Source organism: Pirellulaceae bacterium (assembly GCA_019636385.1).
Lineage (GTDB): Bacteria > Planctomycetota > Planctomycetia > Pirellulales > Pirellulaceae > Aureliella.
The window spans coordinates 1202189-1218519 of record JAHBXT010000002.1; the positions used below are offsets into that span (position 1 = coordinate 1202189).

The 16331-nt window shown below is 54.7% G+C and carries 13 protein-coding genes and 1 tRNA gene; 8 read left to right on the forward strand and 6 right to left on the reverse strand.

Annotated features, from left to right (window positions below; translation table 11 throughout):
* Positions 1–100: 100 nt before the first annotated feature.
* Positions 101–538, reverse strand: a complete 438-nt coding sequence (locus KF752_10040) for a four helix bundle protein (GenBank protein MBX3421880.1) — start codon at positions 536–538, stop codon at positions 101–103.
* A gap of 316 nt (positions 539–854) precedes the next feature.
* Between KF752_10040 and KF752_10045 the strand changes: the two genes are divergently transcribed.
* The 5 genes from KF752_10045 to KF752_10065 all read left to right on the forward strand — a co-directional run bounded on the left by KF752_10045 (position 855) and on the right by KF752_10065 (position 6833).
* Positions 855–1208, forward strand: coding sequence for a hypothetical protein (locus tag KF752_10045; GenBank protein ID MBX3421881.1), 354 nt, complete (start codon positions 855–857; stop codon positions 1206–1208).
* 279 nt (positions 1209–1487) lie between these two features.
* A complete protein-coding gene (locus KF752_10050) occupies positions 1488–2078 on the forward strand; it encodes a TetR/AcrR family transcriptional regulator (protein MBX3421882.1) in 591 nt (196 codons plus the stop codon).
* An 86-nt stretch (positions 2079–2164) separates the two neighbouring features.
* On the forward strand, positions 2165–3313 hold the full coding sequence (locus KF752_10055) for an efflux RND transporter periplasmic adaptor subunit (protein MBX3421883.1): 1149 nt from the start codon (positions 2165–2167) through the stop codon (positions 3311–3313).
* Positions 3314–3352: 39 nt separating this feature from the next.
* Complete coding sequence (locus KF752_10060; GenBank protein ID MBX3421884.1) at positions 3353–6469, forward strand: efflux RND transporter permease subunit; 3117 nt, start codon at positions 3353–3355, stop codon at positions 6467–6469.
* Between the two features lie 232 nt (positions 6470–6701).
* Positions 6702–6833 (forward strand): Cys-every-fifth RiPP peptide CefA, encoded by a 132-nt coding sequence (locus KF752_10065; protein MBX3421885.1) that lies wholly within the window; start codon positions 6702–6704, stop codon positions 6831–6833.
* Here the strand turns inward: KF752_10065 and KF752_10070 are convergent.
* Positions 6830–7399 (reverse strand): PEP-CTERM sorting domain-containing protein, encoded by a 570-nt coding sequence (locus KF752_10070; GenBank protein MBX3421886.1) that lies wholly within the window; start codon positions 7397–7399, stop codon positions 6830–6832. The two genes, KF752_10065 and KF752_10070, sit on opposite strands and share 4 nt — an antisense overlap.
* Positions 7400–8433: 1034 nt before the next feature.
* Here KF752_10070 and KF752_10075 point away from each other — a divergent pair.
* Complete coding sequence (locus KF752_10075) at positions 8434–10077, forward strand: long-chain-fatty-acid--CoA ligase (protein MBX3421887.1); 1644 nt, start codon at positions 8434–8436, stop codon at positions 10075–10077.
* On the opposite strand, the gene KF752_10080 is transcribed toward KF752_10075, so the two are convergent.
* A tRNA-Leu gene (locus KF752_10080) sits at positions 10075–10159 on the reverse strand. The two genes, KF752_10075 and KF752_10080, sit on opposite strands and share 3 nt — an antisense overlap.
* A 33-nt stretch (positions 10160–10192) precedes the next feature.
* On the opposite strand from KF752_10080, the gene KF752_10085 reads away from it, so the two are divergent.
* Together KF752_10085 and KF752_10090 are read left to right on the forward strand one after the other, a co-directional pair.
* Positions 10193–11518: an MBL fold metallo-hydrolase gene (locus tag KF752_10085; protein ID MBX3421888.1), complete on the forward strand. Its 1326-nt coding sequence runs from the start codon at positions 10193–10195 to the stop codon at positions 11516–11518.
* A 103-nt stretch (positions 11519–11621) separates the two neighbouring features.
* Entirely contained in the window at positions 11622–12296 is a 675-nt protein-coding gene (locus tag KF752_10090) for a hypothetical protein (protein ID MBX3421889.1), read from the forward strand.
* Positions 12297–12472: 176 nt separating this feature from the next.
* On the opposite strand, the gene KF752_10095 is transcribed toward KF752_10090, so the two are convergent.
* The 3 genes from KF752_10095 to KF752_10105 form a co-directional block, all read right to left on the reverse strand.
* On the reverse strand, positions 12473–13294 hold the full coding sequence (locus KF752_10095) for a site-2 protease family protein (GenBank protein ID MBX3421890.1): 822 nt from the start codon (positions 13292–13294) through the stop codon (positions 12473–12475).
* Positions 13291–15579, reverse strand: a complete 2289-nt coding sequence (locus tag KF752_10100) for a hypothetical protein (protein ID MBX3421891.1) — start codon at positions 15577–15579, stop codon at positions 13291–13293. Before KF752_10100 ends, KF752_10095 begins: the two co-directional genes overlap by 4 nt.
* 101 nt (positions 15580–15680) lie before the next feature.
* Positions 15681–15914, reverse strand: coding sequence for a hypothetical protein (locus KF752_10105; GenBank protein ID MBX3421892.1), 234 nt, complete (start codon positions 15912–15914; stop codon positions 15681–15683).
* Positions 15915–16331: the final 417 nt, after the last annotated feature.

The window sequence follows — 16331 nt, forward strand, 5'->3', positions numbered from 1 at the left end:
GCTCTAACGATTGCGATAACGCGGCCGGGAGTTGACGTTGCCGAGCGAAGCGAGCCAACCGGCCTATTCCGGCTCGCGTTCATCCGTCAGTTCGTCAAATTTATCCACTTCGGTCGGCCTCGTACTCGTACTCAGCATCGCGGTACTCGTACTCGTACTCGATCTTTGCCTCGGAGACAGCTTCTGTTCGTTGGATCAATCGAGTCAGCATCGACACGATCCGTTTCAGATCCGATTTACCCCTTCGATGGGAATCATCATCAATCACATCGTAAACACGCAATACGTCGTGAATCGCAGCACATTCCAATGCCGATCCGCGCGCAACTTCGAAGAATCGATTCTTGTCCTTCAGGCTTTGTTTGCCATTGCCCTCAGCGATGTTCAGTGGGATCGATTGAGCAGCGCGAAGCCACTGGTCACGAGCTTGTCGATTAACGCCGCCCAGCGTCTTGGCGATGCGATACGAGACCGCGACGTAATCAATGGCGAGACAGTAAACGTCGAGTCGTTCGTGGTCGAAAACCGGTGGCGTCATCGCGGCCCCTTCGAGTACGAGTACCGTTGCACTGAGTACGAGTACGATTTTCCGGACGAACGGCAGCGATAACCCAGCCCGAGCGGTTGACTCACCACAAGTCAAAACGGTCGATCGAGGTCTTGGTGTTCATCGATGGTACGCCCGTCATGGACATGAGTTTATGGGGTTCAAGTCCCCTATACGAGATAGGAATCTCTGGGAGATCAGTATACCAAATGACAGCTTCGAGAGAAGAAGTACAAGGTGAAGGCAACTGCGGAAGGGCAACCGACCGTGGGAAGGAAGCCTGCGAATGTGTGGGTAAGTACCGGGTCTGTCGACTGCCGTCAGAGCGTCAATCCCCACTCGGGCGCATTCACACCGAATCTGCGCGGCTACGAACAGAAACATCCTACAAAGGCCGCAACCGGTTGGGCGAGTATCGATCGACAAGCCCGATGGCGGCAAGCGATTGTTGGGTATTCCAAACTTAATCGACCGCTTGATCCAACAAGCCATCGTTCAAATCCTGACCCCAGTCTTCGATCCGAACGTTTCGACATCGAGCTACGGGTTTCGGCCAAAGCGATCTGCTCACGGAGCAGCCAAGCAAGTCCAGCGCACGATCAGACGCGGCTACCGTTTCGCAGTGGATATGGATCTTTCCAAGTTCTTCGACCGAGTCTGAGGCGCACGGGGGCGCACGGGGACACACAGCAACGGGCGCTTGGGAGCACTGGACATTACTCTTGAAAGACATCAAGAAGTAATTGCTGGTAGAGCAACCACGTCGCTTAGTCTCCCACTGCGGCTAGGCGGCATGTGGTCAATAAGCGTCCAAGCCATGGGCTTGAGGAACTATGAGGAGCTTGCTCTGGATGCGAATCGCCCCTGAACTGCCTGAGCCCCAGATTTGATAAGCATTGCCGCTTGACAGACCGACCAGTCGGTCGGTAATATAGGAAGCATGAAATCAGATAACTGTGAAGCGGTACCTCGAACTTTAGCCTGTGAGGCCGCCAGAAATCAACTGCTGGATGCCGTTGAGGAATTGGTCAATGCTCAGGGCGTCGGGCGCTTTACCCTGGAGGCTGTCGCCAAACAGGCGGGGCTGAGCAAGAGTGGTCTGCTGCATTACTTTCCGTCCAAAGATTCACTCATCGAAGCTCTGGTGGCGCGAACCGTGGCACATTGGCAGGACTCTTTAGAGCAGGCCAAGCAACTGCAGTCAGAGGGTCCACACCGGACTGCACACGCGCTTTTGGATTGTTGCCTGGGGGATTTGTCTCAATGGAACGAGCGTCTACGGCGTTCGTCGACAGCGCTGCTGGCGATACTTGTCCATTGTCCTGGCAAGGCAACGCCCATGCATGTCTTCTATCAAGGGCTGCACGCACAAATGCAAGCTGAATCAAAGGATTTGCCGGTCAGCGATTTGGTCTTGGCAGTGGTCGACGGCGTCTGGGTGCGTTGGGTAACCGGTTTATCGCCCATGTCAGAGACACAAATCGCACAGCTCCACGGTGCCCTGAAACGACTGTTGCCTTACTGTGGCTAGTGTACGAGAAGCGAGCATTTTTCAGTTTTGTCCTAGAAATTCCCGTCCTTCATGGGCTGCATCACGTTTCAAGAAAGCCTGAGACCATGAGCGCACACAGCGCTATCGAGATCAAACGACGCTCGCCAGGAATGGCTGTATTTCTCAGCTCGATGGGCGTGGTTGCAGCCGTGGTGTTGGTGGGCTGCGGATTGGTGGGCTTGAGGTATTGGCAGTCGACTCACATGGCTCAGCATGGGCCACCGCCGGAGATGCCTACTGCCGTGGTGCTGGCCGAGGCGACTGCCAGTTCATTTCGTCCAACATCCGCTGCCATTGGGACGGTTGTTGCTCCGCGCTCAATTGTTCTCAGCAATGAAATCTCTGGCACGGTGGCGCAGGTGCAATTATCGCCGGGAACAGTGGTCGAGCCGGGAACTGTGCTCGTGGAATTGGACAATAGCGTCGAAGCGGCGCAATTGGAGTCAGCGGTCGCCGCCGCCAAAATGGCTCAGTCGCGTTTTAATCGCACCAAGCAAGCCCAGCGAAACCGGGCGATGACCGAACTGGAACTAGAGGAGGCCGAAGGTCAGTTGGCGCAGGCCGAGGCCCGCGTAGCTGAATTAAAAGCCATTATCGAGCGAAAGCGTTTGGTGGCACCTTTTCGAGCGCGAGTGGGACTGTCCAACACCCACCCAGGACAATACCTGCCCTCCGGAACTGAAATCACGTCGCTGCAGAGTGTGGAGGGGTACTACTTCATCGACTTTGCTTTACCTCAACATGTAGCCGGAAGTGTGGAGGTAGGTCAGAGGGTTCAATTGCTGGCCAATCGGCAAAACTACACCGCCAAGATTGAAGCCTTGGATTCGCGCAGTGATCGCCTGACACGAAATCTACTGGCCCGCGCTCGACTGGATGATGCTCCCACGGATCTCAAGCCCGGCGACAGCGTGCAGGTTCAGATCGAGTATGGTGCCGAGTGCCAAGGCGTGTCGATTCCGATTGAGGCTTTGCGAAGGACGCCGGTGGGGGCTCAGGTGTTTGTCGCCAAACCGAACGCTAGCGGTCAACTGCGAGCCGAACAGCGCAGTGTTGTGGTTCAACAGTCGATTGGCGGGCAAGCCATCCTGTATTCCGGCGTCCAAGTCGGCGAACAGGTTGTAACCACCGGCTCGTTCAAATTGTTGGACGGCGGCTTGTTGCAAGAAACCTCAAAACCCACACACCCCGCCTCGAGCCGGGGTGTGAATTGACAAAGTGAACGTCTCAGGTCATTCAAGCAACTGGATCTTATGAAGTCCATCACTGACATCTTTATTCGACGCCCCGTCCTGGCGATCGTCATCAATCTGGTAATTGTCCTGGTGGGGCTGCGTGCCATGGTATCGCTGCCGGTGCAGCAGTACCCAAAACTGGAAAGCACATCCATCGTCATCACGACCGCCTACATTGGTGCCAGCGCAGAATCTGTACGGGGGTTTTTAACAACCCCCATCGAACAGGCGGTGTCGTCGATCGCCGGGATCGACTATATCGAGTCGGAATCGACAGCCGGAATTAGCAAAATCACCGTGCGTTTGAAGTTGAACCATAATAGCACTGCGGGTCTAGCGGAAATTAGTGCTCGACTGCAACAAGTGCGTCGCGAATTGCCTGCCGAGGCCGAGCCGCCTCAGGTCGAACTGCTGCGGGCCGATCGCCCCTATGCTTCGTTTTATCTGAGTTTCACCTCTGATGAACTGAATATCTCGCAATTGACGGATTGGTTGATTCGTAATCTCCAACCGCAATTGAAGACACTGGCTGGAGTTCAAAAAGTTGGCATCGAGGCCGGTCAGTTTCCGGCGATGCGGATTTGGATTTCGCCCGAGAAGCTTTCTGAATTGAACTTGACGGCGGGCGATGTCTACAACGCCTTGAGGCGCAACAATTATCTGGCAGCAATTGGCAAGGTGAAAAGTGACAATGTGCAGATCGATCTGCTGACCAATACCGACTTGAAGACGCCAGAAGAATTCATGGACCTGATCGTCGCCCAGCGTAGCGATGCCGTCATTCGCTTGGGCGAAGTGGCGCGAGTTGAATTGGGAGCCGAAGAGCCGATGATGAATGCGCTGTATGGCGGCAAGCCTGCGGTGTACGTGTCTGTATGGCCGCTACCCGGTAGCAACGAAATTGACGTGGCTCATAAGCTACGCGCGGAAATGGAGCGGTTGCGCCCAACCATACCGTCGCACATTGACATGCAATTGGCGTTTGATGCAACACAGTTCATGGAAAATTCGATTCGCGAGATCACCACCACATTAATTGAAACGATCTTGATCGTGGGACTGGTGGTATTCTTGTTCATGGGATCCTTGCGAACCGCCATCGTGCCACTGGTAGCCATGCCGGTATCGCTGATCGGTGCCGTACTGATGATGTCGATCATGGGTTTTTCGATTAACCTGCTGACAATCCTGGCCATTGTTTTGGCGGTCGGACTGGTGGTGGATGATGCCATCGTGGTCGTCGAGAATATTCAGCGGCACATTCTGGAAGGCAGCAGTCGAATGCAGGCTGCGCTGACGGGTGCCCGCGAACTGGTTGGACCGATCATTGCTATGACGATAACTCTGGCGGTGGTGTATGCCCCGATCGGTATCCAGTCTGGTCTGACTGGCATGTTGTTCAGAGAGTTTGCCTTCACACTGGCTTCGGCAGTCTTGGTCTCAGGACTGGTGGCGGTGACGCTGTCACCCGTGATGAGCGCATTTATGATTAGCCCTTCCGGTACCGAGGGAGTCTTGACGCGCTGGGTCAATGCGCGCTTCGATGGGCTTCGTCAGTGGTACGGTCACTCCCTGAAGTTTGCGCTGCAGGCCCGTTACGGAATACTTGCCGGAACACTGCTGGTCAGCCTGGCCGCCGTTCCGCTGTATGTTTTCAGCGGCAAGGAGCTGGCACCGGTCGAGGATCAAAGCGCAATTGCGGTCATGCTGCAAGCCGCCCCTGATTCCACGCTGGAGGCATCCACAAGGGCCACTGGCGAGCTTGCTGAGGCGTTCGGAGGCTTGCCGGAGACTAGCTATATGTGGGCCTTGGCCAGCGCATCGGGTGGCTTTGGTGGTGTTGTCACCAAGGACTTTCGTGATCGGGATCGTACGACATTAGAGATGCTACCAGATGTGATGAAGATTGCGTCCCAGAGTGCCGGCCTACAGGCCTTTCCGGTCGTTATTCCTCCGCTGCCAGGCGCGGGCAATTATGGCGTGGAGATCTTCTTGAAAAGCGACTTGCCTGCCGAGGAGTTGGTCGAGCTGTCGGCGGAAATCGTGCGCAAGGCTAATCAATCGGGCATGTTCATGTTTGCCGACTCGGATTTAAAGTTTGATCTACCACAAGCCCGCGTTAATATCGATCGCCAGCGAGTTGCCGATCTGGGAATGGATCTGGCCAGTGTTGCTCAAGAGTTAGGGGTGCTTTTGGGTGGTGGTTACGTCAATCGCTTCAACTACTTCAACCGCTCGTACCAAGTCATACCTCAGTTGTCGGCCGAGGATCGACAGTCGGCTTCCTCACTGATGGACCTGAAGATCAGGACACCTGCTGGAGAATTGATCCCAGTGTCCAGCTTCGCATCGATTGAACCCGGCACGGCCCCTCGTTCACTCAAGCGATTTCAGCAACGCACCTCGGTACAGATCTTTGGCGAACCACTGCCAATTCCGATGCTGACCAAGGAGATGTGTTTGTCTAAGGTGGAAGAAATTGTTCGCGAGGTAGCCGGAGACCGCGTGGCGATCGACTACGGTGGTGAATCCCGACAGATCCGCAGTGAATCGTCCTCGCTGACGGTAACGCTCGGCTTTGCCTTGGCATTGATTTATCTGGTGCTATCCGCACAGTTCCACTCATTCCGCGATCCACTGATCGTGCTGCTCGGTTCAGTACCGCTGGCCATCTCGGGCGCCCTGGTCCTTACCTTCCTTGGATTGACTACGATCAACATCTACTCCCAGGTAGGACTGATCACACTCGTGGGCCTGGTAGCCAAAAACGGCATCTTGATTGTCGAGTTTGCCAATCACCTTCAAGAGCAAGGGCTCAGCAAACTGCAGGCAACCATGGAAGCCTCCAAAACGCGGTTGCGCCCCGTGTTGATCACTTCGGCCGCAACCGCTTGCGGACACTTTCCGTTAGTGATTGTCGAGGGGCCGGGGGCTATGGCGCGCAACAGCATCGGCATCATATTGGTAGCCGGGATGTTGATCGGTACCTGCTTCACGCTATTCGTCGTTCCCGCTCTTTACCTGATGTTTGCTGCTTCGCATCAGCAACCGGAGTACTCAAAGCTGGATGTCGGTGATGATGCCCAATTTCGTTCTACGGCAGAACATCCCCGCAATGAACCTGCGTTGGTTTGAATGAACGCTACTAACACAAGCAATACCTGCGCTTAGTTGGCCGCGTCGTTGTAGCGACTACCGATGGCGGGACCATCGTTGCTTGCCACCTGGACTCCCGTCGTAGATGCGAGTCCTCCCACAGGCTACCGTGTCATAATGTAGCTGTGTGCAGTGCGTAACTGTCTGGAATTTACAAAGAAAAATGGCACGCCCGAGAAAACTCAGGAGTGCCATCGGCATGTAAAGTTCTATTGAGTACTGTTCTATTGAGTACTGTTCTATTGAGTACTGTTCTATTGAGTACTGTTCTATTGAGTACTGTTCTATTGAGTACTGTTCTATTGAGTACTGTTCTATTGAGTACTGGACGACAACCAGCTAGCGGCGTCGGCGACGCAGTACCATGCCGCCGGCAGCCACACCCAGCAACATCATCGAGGAAGGCTCGGGAATGGCAACTGTGTAGGTAAAACCGGACAGAGTAACTGGCAGGCTTTGGAATGAACCATCCAGTTGAGTTACGCTGGTGAAGTTTGTCGAAAATGTAGCGAGCACGTTCCCAGCCTGCATCACGATAGTACCAAGGTCCAGCGTGCTGCCGACGGTTGAGAAGGTATGTGTGCCCAAAGGTCCACCGGTGAAAAATCGAGCGGTCGTTCCAGCCGGCGGACTAGATGTCCAGAGGCCAGCCCCACTTAGCAGGTACTGCGTACCATGGAATGTGGCGGTGCTGCCGGAATTAATTCGAAAGTCACCTCCCGCGTAGGTTGTCGGAGCAGACTGAGCTACCAAGGAGATCGTTAATGTGACCGTTTGATTAGGGGCAAGCGTCACATTATTCGAACCGCCAGGCCCCCGAGCTTGTAAAATTACATTAGCGCTGGCTTGACCCACAACAGCGGCAACCGCCAACGCGAAAACACAAGCAATAGAAAAAATTCTCGACATTGAATACTCCTCAAGAAAACTGACTCACGCCCAGCGAACAGTCAGTGAAAACTCCCCACATTCACACCAAATGCACCCAAACGGAAACCATAAGTCACCGACCTCGCTCACCGGGTAACTATCTTAATTACCCAGAACAATCACCCTGTAGAGCACAAGCCGCCGAATCGTAATAATCCGCAAAGTGTCCAGTGTAGCGGACCAACGCTCGCTGTCAAGCTTTAAAGCGAGACCAATGCCCCTTAATCCATTTAGAATGAGGACAGAACCGTTCCAGTGCGGTTCCACTGCTTGCCAAAGACTCCAGCAAACATCTTCAATCCACCCAATATGGTGGTATTTCGGAGGGGGGTGGCCTGTCTTAATTGGGAAACTGGCGAACGCTACGAGTTCTGGGGCTGGGTCAGGTGTCTAAGAGTCGAACGACCGGTTGCTCAGTGGCCTTATCTGGAAATGTTATGCCATAAGCATCGCCGGTGTCATAGCGACGACCCGACGAGGCGGCAGCGGCCCTCCGAGCATGGCCAAACTGTGCGGACTTGCGCTTCTTGATCGGGAATCCTAACCTAATTTAAAAAGATTTGCGCTGGCTCTCGAGACGCTCGGGTCGAGTAGCAGAACCGCTAACCGCGCACGCGGTTGGTAGGATGAAACAAAGTCGGACGGGTCCATACGAGTGAGCATACGGTGTGGCACAAGACGCTGCCGACAAGGTCGTCAAGTTGCCGGCTATCGGCAGGGCGAGTGACGTTCACAGCCCAGGAAGGAAATGCACTGGAGTATCGAGAGGGGCTAGTGGATGAGAAGCAAACTTCGCCAGATGAGTTTGCTCAGCCGCTTGAAGCAGTCGCTTGAATTAGTACGCCACGTGGGAATATTCGATCTGCATGGTTTCTATGGTCCGAGCCGGTTTACTTGGCCCGGACGGCTGTTGTCAGGGTAAAGTGCAACTTAGCCTTCTGCATCTGTACGTTGCCCCACGAATTCTCTATACTGCGGAGCTTTACAACGCTCAATCTGAAGGAGGCAACGTCATGCTCGGACTCATGCAGGATTGGCCACTGACGGTCGATCGAATTCTAGATCATGCCAATACCTGTTTCCCGCAGCGCGAAGTGGTGACTCGCAGCTTGGAAGGTCCGATCACGCGCACTAATTACGGCAACATTTGGCGACGCGCCAAGCAGGTCACCAGCGCGCTCAAGCAACATGGCGTCCAACTGGGGGATCGCATCGCGACCTTGGCCTGGAACACGGATCGACACATGGAAGCATGGTACGGTGTGATGGGCATGGGAGCCATCCTGCACACCGTCAATCCTCGACTGTTTCCTGAGCAGATCGTGTGGATTGTCAATCATGCAGAAGATAAGATGTTGTTCTTTGATGCCACTTTTCTACCGTTGGTCGAGAAAATTGCTCCCCATTTGAAGACCGTAAAGAGCTATATCCTGCTGACTAGTCGCGAGCACTTACCGCAGACCACGCTGCCCAACTTGATTGCCTTCGAAGACTTTATTGCTGGTCAATCGACCGATGCGGAGTGGGGCGGATTCGACGAGCACACCGCCTGCGGTTTGTGTTACACCTCGGGAACAACAGGAGACCCCAAAGGCGTATTGTATTCACATCGCTCGAACGTGATTCATGCGCTGGCATCCAATTCGGTGGATTGTTTTGGCGCGGGCGCCAATGATGTCGTGCTGCCGGTAGTGCCCATGTTTCATGCCAATGCTTGGGCGATAGCCTTTGGCGCGCCGATGTGCGGCGCAAAGTTGGTCATGCCCGGTGCCAGACTGGACGGTGCCAGCGTCTATGAGTTGTTAGAAACTGAAAAGGTCACCATGACCGCCGCAGTGCCGACCGTGTGGATGATGCTGCTGAATTACCTGCGTGAGAACAAGCTTAAGCTGACTGCACTCAAGCGCGTTGCCATCGGTGGCGCGGCCGTGCCAGAGATGATCTTGCGAGCCTTCGAGGATGATTATGGCGTTGAAGTCATTCATGCTTGGGGGATGACGGAGATGAGTCCGATTGGCACGATTGGCAAGATGCTACCCGAGCACTACGCTATGGATCGCGAGTCGCAAATTAAGACCAAGCTCAAGCAGGGACGAGCTTTGTTTACCGTCGAGATGAAAATTGTCGATGAGGCTGGTGCAGAGCTGCCTCGCGATGGAAAGGCGTTTGGAAGGCTATTGGTGCGCGGCCCAGCCGTGTCGCGTGCCTACTTCAAAAACGCTGGTGCACGCAATGCAAAAGGCGAATGCCTTGAGCCTGATGGATTCTTTGACACTGGCGACATTGCTACGTTGGACCAGTTGGGCGTTATGCATATCACCGACCGAGCCAAAGACGTCATTAAGTCGGGTGGCGAATGGATTAGTTCGATTGATATCGAGAATATTGCACTCGGCTGCGACGGGGTAGCCAACGCCGCCGTGATTGCCATTGCCCATCCCAAGTGGGACGAACGTCCGCTGCTGATCATCGAGCCCAAGCCAGGTGCGACGCCCACCAAAGAGAAACTGCTGGCCTTTTTGCAGGGCAAGATTGCCAAATGGTGGATGCCCGACGATGTGGCGCTCGTCGAAAAGATTCCCATTGGAGCCACTGGCAAGGTCAACAAGCTGTCGTTGCGGCAACAATTCGAAGGTTACCAGCTACCCCACCAGTAGCTGAGGCGGGACTCGAACCCGCACGGGAGTATCCTCCCACAGGATTTTAAGTCCTGTGTGTCTGCCATTCCACCACTCAGCCTGATCGCAGGATTGTACGTCAGAATCAAATATCATGGAAGTCGTGCATCATGGAGCCCACGAAGGTGTAACCGGTTCCTGTCATGAGTTGGTGGTGGATGCCTCGCGGTCGCTGCTGATCGACTGTGGCTTGTTTCAAGGCAAGGACGCGCGAGCGCATTCCGAGGAGATCGAGTTTTCTATTGCCAACTTGCAAGCACTAGTCGTCACTCATATCCACTTGGATCATGTCGGTCGCATACCCTACCTGATTGGAGCGGGCTTTCGCAAACCGATTTACTGTTCACCACCCAGCGCGAAGCTTTTACCGCTGGTGATGGAGGATGCGGTTCGTATCGGTTTAACGCGCAATCAGCGGTTGATTGAGCGATTTATTGCTGACCTACGTAAGCAGATACGACCTGTTGCATACCATAAATGGAAACGACTGGATGGCGGTGTGCAGATGCGACTAAGCCCTGCTGGACATGTGCTGGGATCTGCCGTCGTTGAATTCGAGAAGGACGGGCAGCGTATCGTATTTAGCGGCGACCTGGGAACGCGTGACCAACCGCTCTTGATACCGCCTGCCAGCCCCGAGAGGGCTGACCTGTTGGTATTAGAGAGTACCTACGGCGATCGTCTGCACGAGGATCGCGGCGATCGAGCGCAACGATTGGAAAAAGTGCTGGTGCACACTTTGGAGAATCAGGGTGTGACGATCATTCCCGCCTTTAGCATTGGGCGGACGCAAGAGCTGTTGTTCGAGTTGAATTCCATTCTCGATCACATTGGCAAGCCGCCCCGCAAGTCATTGCTCAATGGGGTGGATATCATCATCGACTCGCCACTCGCACAGCGTTTTAGCCAAATGTACGATAGCCTGCGTCCGTACTGGAGCGACGAGGCGCGGCAAGTCTTGGAATTTGATGATCAGCCATTTGTGTTTGACAACTTAGTGGATATCGGCAGTTCCGATGAGCATCGCTACACCATCGACTATTTGCAAAAGTCTAAATTGCCTGCCATCGTCATCGCGGCCAGTGGCATGTGCGCTGGCGGGCGGGTGGTTGACTACTTGAAAGAATTCATTGGCGATCCGACGACAGATATCGTGTTTGTGGGCTTTCAGGCCATGGGTACGCCGGGACGCTACATCCAGGATACCGATTGGGTCATGCTGGACGGCCAGCGATATGACATTCGTGCCAGCCGGCACACGCTGAGCGGCTATTCGGCGCACGCTGATCAGGCGGACCTACTGCGGTTTGTGGAAGGAATGCCAGAGCGCCCCAAGGCCATTCGGCTGGTGCATGGTGAACCATCAGCCAAAGAGGTGCTGGCGCAGGAGTTGCGCCAGCGAAACTACACCGTGGTTTGAGGTTGATTGAAATTCACGCAGACAGTCTGTCATAATGTGCTAGAATGACGCTGAAACGAAGCGTTGCTCGACAGGTTGTATCGTAAGCAGAGGAGCTGGTGTCATGTCGCGTGATGAGATTGAATTTGGCGAGCCCGGTGCTACTTGTGCGCCACACCGATCTGATAGGCTACGAAGCCCGTTTTGCGTGGCGATGGTTGTGCTTGTGGTGACTGTTGTAGGCGGCTGGTCAATGCTGGCCGTTGGTTATCGACTGGGGCGCTCGAACCAGAGTAGTGCCCCGGCATTACCGATACCATTGGCGGCCGCAACGGCCGCTTCGTCGGACAACATGGCGATGGCCACCGGTCAGGTAACCGAAGATGCGGAAGGCGTGTTCTTTCTGGATTACAATACCGGTGACCTTCAGTGCTTGATTTTTTATCCGCGCAATGGTGCATTCGGCGCAAGATTCTTTACCAATGTTCGGCCACAATTGGGCGGCATGGGGAAGAACTCGAAGTATCTGATGGTAACCGGAAACATCGGAAACACTCCCACCTCCGGCGGCGGTGCACGGCCAGGCGGAGCGCTGGTCTATGTTACCGATGTGACGACAGGTCTGTTCGCGGCTTATGCCATTCCCTGGAATAGAACGATGGAAAGTTCAGGACGTACACAGGCGGGACCATTGGTTTATGTTGGTGGTGGACCCATCCGCAATTTTGAAATGCAGGACGCAGCCAATCTGCCTGCGGCAATTCAAGACCCCAAGACTCCTAAGATCAAAGCCCCCTAAGGTGTAGCTTGCTTTTGTGGTCCCATTGGTATGATCCCAATGCACATGACGATGCCGAAACATTGTCAATTCACAAAAGCAGCGTGAATTGAAACCAGCAGCCGCACCGCCAGATGAGCGAGCCATTGAGGACACCCGCCCTGGATTGTGACCCAGTACTTCGAATGGCCGGCGGACTAACGGATATGCCGGACTTCAACTGCGTCAATTATGTCATCGTCGGCCGCAGAATTGGGTGCGTTCTGAGACGGCTGTGCCCATGAGCTAGAGTATTGATATGACCAGTGCTGCGCCCCTGCGGATTGTGAGTCTGCAGCCTGGCCGGCGATGCGCATGCGGACCTGTATTAGCTCCGCGAGTCCTGCGAAATAGATAAACCCGGCTATTAATAACAATACCACATTGAGGCTGACCACAGCCCAAATGGCAAAGGCAAGTGCCATCCAGCGGCCAGTGCGGACGGCAACTTGCGTGGCCCGCAAATGGCCCAAGCGAATCGCTAACAGGCTGCGCAGCACCCGGCCACCATCCATCGGAAACGCGGGCAACAAGTTGAAACCGACGAGCAGCAAGTTGACAACCAACAATTGGGCCAGAAAGTTGGTACCCCAACCTACAGCCGGTGCCGAGACATTCGTCATGATTCCCAGAGTTACAGGTGCTATGAACAGCGCGGCGATGGCGATGTTGACTGCCGGTCCAGCTAGTGCGACCACCAACTCCTGAAGTGGCTTGTCGGGCATTCGCTCGATGCGGGCGATGCCGCCAAAGGGCAGCAATGTAATGTCGCGAGTCGGTATGCCGTAATAAGCCGCTGCCGCCGCGTGTCCAAACTCATGCAGCAGTACACAAGCGAAGACGGCTAAGATGAAGGTGACTGCCATCACGCCCTCAACGATCCCGCCAGTGCGCGAGACCGATATCAAATAGAACAACACCAGCACCCAAAAGGACCAGTGCACGTGGACGTCGATACCATAAACCTTGCCGACCTTCATGGCATCTCTTCCACTACGATTACATTACCGCGCGTCTCCAATACCTGTACCTTGGCACCCGCCGCAATGACGCCCCCAGCCCCCATCACCGATACGATGTCATCGCCAAACTGCGCTTTGCCAGATGGGTTAAGGCGCGTGGTTGTAAGTCCAATTTGTCCGACCAAATGATCAAAGTGCGCCAGCGATTCACGCTGCTCCAGTTCCTCGATCGCGTCCGTACCCGTCGGTTGCAGCGACAGCCAACGGAACATGGGCATACTTTCAAACTGTCGTTGCATGAAAACCAGGCCCACGATTCCTGCAACAGCTAATAGCGCGACCCAAAATAGGTTTGCGGCGAATTGTTCTAGTTGCACCGAGTTGCTAGGCCACACAAAAGTTTGCCCTGCCAGCACGAGCGACACCAGTAACATCGTCAGCCCCGTGACGCCGAAGATGCCAAATCCTGGCAACACAAACACTTCGATTGCCAAAGCGAACAGTCCCCCGCAGAACAGTAAGATCTCAAGCCACTCGACGTTCCCATTGAGGGCGGAGATCCAAAAAAATCCTAAGAAGCATAGACCGGCAACCAGACCTCCCAGGCCGATTCCGGGCTGACCGATTTCGGCCATCAGCGCCATCATGCCTATCACCAGCAACAGCCTGGCGATCCAAGGTTGTGCCACGATTCGCTGAATCCACTCATCAAGCCAGGCGGGTTTTACCTGCGGCGGCTCTTCGATCAGGCCAATGCGAGCCAACCCATTGGATGACGTGTCTTCAACGGCGGTGACCAAGCCATAATCCAGTGCCAGCTGCTGTTGAATGGCTTGCCCCCCGGCGACTTGCGTTTTTGGCAACCACAGGTCTCGATCGCGTTTAGCGATTACCTGTTGCTCAGCAAACAGTTCTCGCCGACCAGAGGTCTGATGAACGTAGTTATACGCCGTCGCGTGTTGATCGGCCAGCACAATTAACAAGGGTAACGGTCGTCCCGTGGCTGTGGCCAAATGCTCTAGCACTCGAAACTCTGTGGCGTCAGGACGTACCGTTCGCGACAGCTCAGCGGAAGGGCCAAGCGTTGATTCGCCGATCAAAATGACCTGGTGGCAAGCGACCGGAATCAAACAAGCGGGTCCCTGCAAGGGGCTGCGAATCAAGCTGACCAAATGCAATTCGTCGCGCAGGTCTACCAGCGCGCTGGCTAGGCGCGTGGCTTGATCAAAGTCGGCGTGAAGGTCGTCGACCAACAGCACCAGCAAATTCACTGGCTGCTGCTGGATGGCCTGTTGAACGCCCCGAATCAATTGATTGATGCGATAGTGATCCAATTTCCCCGAAAGCACCACGCTGACGGCTTGCCAGTCGCGCGGTAGCTGAGCCGCTGTTCGGAGGCTTCCGCCAACGCTCAGTGCGGCGGCGAGTTCCAACGAGTTATCGACGGTGGGGTGAATCCACAGCCAATTACGCATCTGCTGGGATGTGAACGCTGCCAGCTCTCGACCATTCCAAACCGATTCATGGATTTCACGCAATCGTCCCTGCTGGGACAGTTGATCAGCCTGCTCCTGAGTTATAACCCGCGTGCCGTCCTCGTCGGTCATCGACACGCGGCGCAATGCGACATTGGGGGCCAGCATAGCCTGCACGACCGATTCGGGGATATTCGTCCGACCACGAGCCAGAATGTCTTGATAGGCGGCCAGGATGGTTGCATCCGCAGCTTGGTCTACAGCGGCGCGGCCCAGCTGAATGTCAGGAACTGCGAAGATCTCTTGGCAGGCCAAAACCGGCAGTACCGCATGCCCTTCGACAGTGGCTGGCAAAAAGGCAACGATACGCAGGCCGGCTGTTTCGCGATCGGTCAGGTACCTTGCCAGTGCCAGGCAACGCTCGAACTGGCTGCCGCTACTGTCGGATCGCGCGTCTTCTCGCTGCGTACTGCCGCCACCTAAAGGCTCAAATTGCAGGACTAGCACCGGCCGCTCGGATGCGTCCTGTCGTGTTGAATCGACAACACTACGAATTTGCTGGATGACCTCGGCATCGCGATTACCAACCAGCGGCAATGGCACGCGAACGACGTAACCGACCCGTCCACCGTCAACTTCGGATGTTTGAGCCACGCCGTGAGCGCCGAACATCAGCAGCAATAGCAGCGGTATTGCCCGGCGAAAGCACGCCATACCCTGGCGACGGTTACCACTACCAAGCTCCGTAAGTTGGCAACCGTAGTTGCGGCGGGAGGACTCCCCTTTCACGGTCGCTGTATTGTGAGTTTGGCAGTCGTTGGATTGCATGTCTTGCACCTGATGAATTGTACCTCACCGTAACAGGCAAGGGCATCCCAGGTTGCTCGCACAATCTGCACCCGACGATCGTTTGAATTTGCTCGCTTGAGTCAGACGACGACCGCCTGTTTGGCCATGGCCTTGTTCGAACCGACCCAACACAGCGGCATACCGGAAACCAGAGCTTCCAACTCGGCACGCCGACGCAGGCCTTCCAACTTGCGAGCCTGCCGAGTTTCGTCTGTCCAGCCGCGCTTGATCGCTACTACACGACGTCGAATCGTTTTCAGATCGACGTAACTTGAAGAATCGTTAGAATCGAATTTGGCATTTAAAGCTTTCATAATGCCGCTCTCCTTCCTTTCCAGGTCATTCCATTGGGCAGTCACATTGCCTATCCGCACGGATAAGCCGTCAACTGCTTGGCAGTCGCTTGGGCAACTGCTGTTTCCATGACGGAATTCACATTGCAATTGCTGTGCCAGTTGTTCATTTTGCGAGCGTTGCAACGGTCATAGCGATCGTAAGTTGTTTCAGCAACGCTGTTTAAGGGCCTTCGGAAATTGCTGTTTACACAGTGCCGATTGATGACTCAAATTGAAAAAATTGCACTCCGTTGTGATACACAGCGCCAAGCTGACGTCAAACTGACATTCGCAAGCTGAGTTGAGTAGGCAGCCCAGGTCCGTTTGGCTTCTAAAATGTGAGTTTGGCATACCACTACCCAAAATGTTGTTCTTGACTGTGCGTTATTGACTCTG

Excerpts from the sequence above, each read along its gene's own strand:
- KF752_10040 (MBX3421880.1), bottom strand. The coding sequence starts at position 538 with ATGACGCCACCGGTTTTCGACCACGAACGACTCGACGTTTACTGTCTC.
- KF752_10050 (MBX3421882.1), top strand. The coding sequence starts at position 1,488 with ATGAAATCAGATAACTGTGAAGCGGTACCTCGAACTTTAGCCTGTGAG.
- KF752_10055 (MBX3421883.1), top strand. The coding sequence starts at position 2,165 with ATGAGCGCACACAGCGCTATCGAGATCAAACGACGCTCGCCAGGAATG.
- KF752_10060 (MBX3421884.1), top strand. The coding sequence starts at position 3,353 with ATGAAGTCCATCACTGACATCTTTATTCGACGCCCCGTCCTGGCGATC.
- KF752_10070 (MBX3421886.1), bottom strand. The coding sequence starts at position 7,399 with ATGTCGAGAATTTTTTCTATTGCTTGTGTTTTCGCGTTGGCGGTTGCC.
- KF752_10075 (MBX3421887.1), top strand. The coding sequence starts at position 8,434 with ATGCTCGGACTCATGCAGGATTGGCCACTGACGGTCGATCGAATTCTA.
- KF752_10085 (MBX3421888.1), top strand. The coding sequence starts at position 10,193 with ATGGAAGTCGTGCATCATGGAGCCCACGAAGGTGTAACCGGTTCCTGT.
- KF752_10090 (MBX3421889.1), top strand. The coding sequence starts at position 11,622 with ATGTCGCGTGATGAGATTGAATTTGGCGAGCCCGGTGCTACTTGTGCG.
- KF752_10095 (MBX3421890.1), bottom strand. The coding sequence starts at position 13,294 with ATGAAGGTCGGCAAGGTTTATGGTATCGACGTCCACGTGCACTGGTCC.
- KF752_10100 (MBX3421891.1), bottom strand. The coding sequence starts at position 15,579 with ATGCAATCCAACGACTGCCAAACTCACAATACAGCGACCGTGAAAGGG.
- KF752_10105 (MBX3421892.1), bottom strand. The coding sequence starts at position 15,914 with ATGAAAGCTTTAAATGCCAAATTCGATTCTAACGATTCTTCAAGTTAC.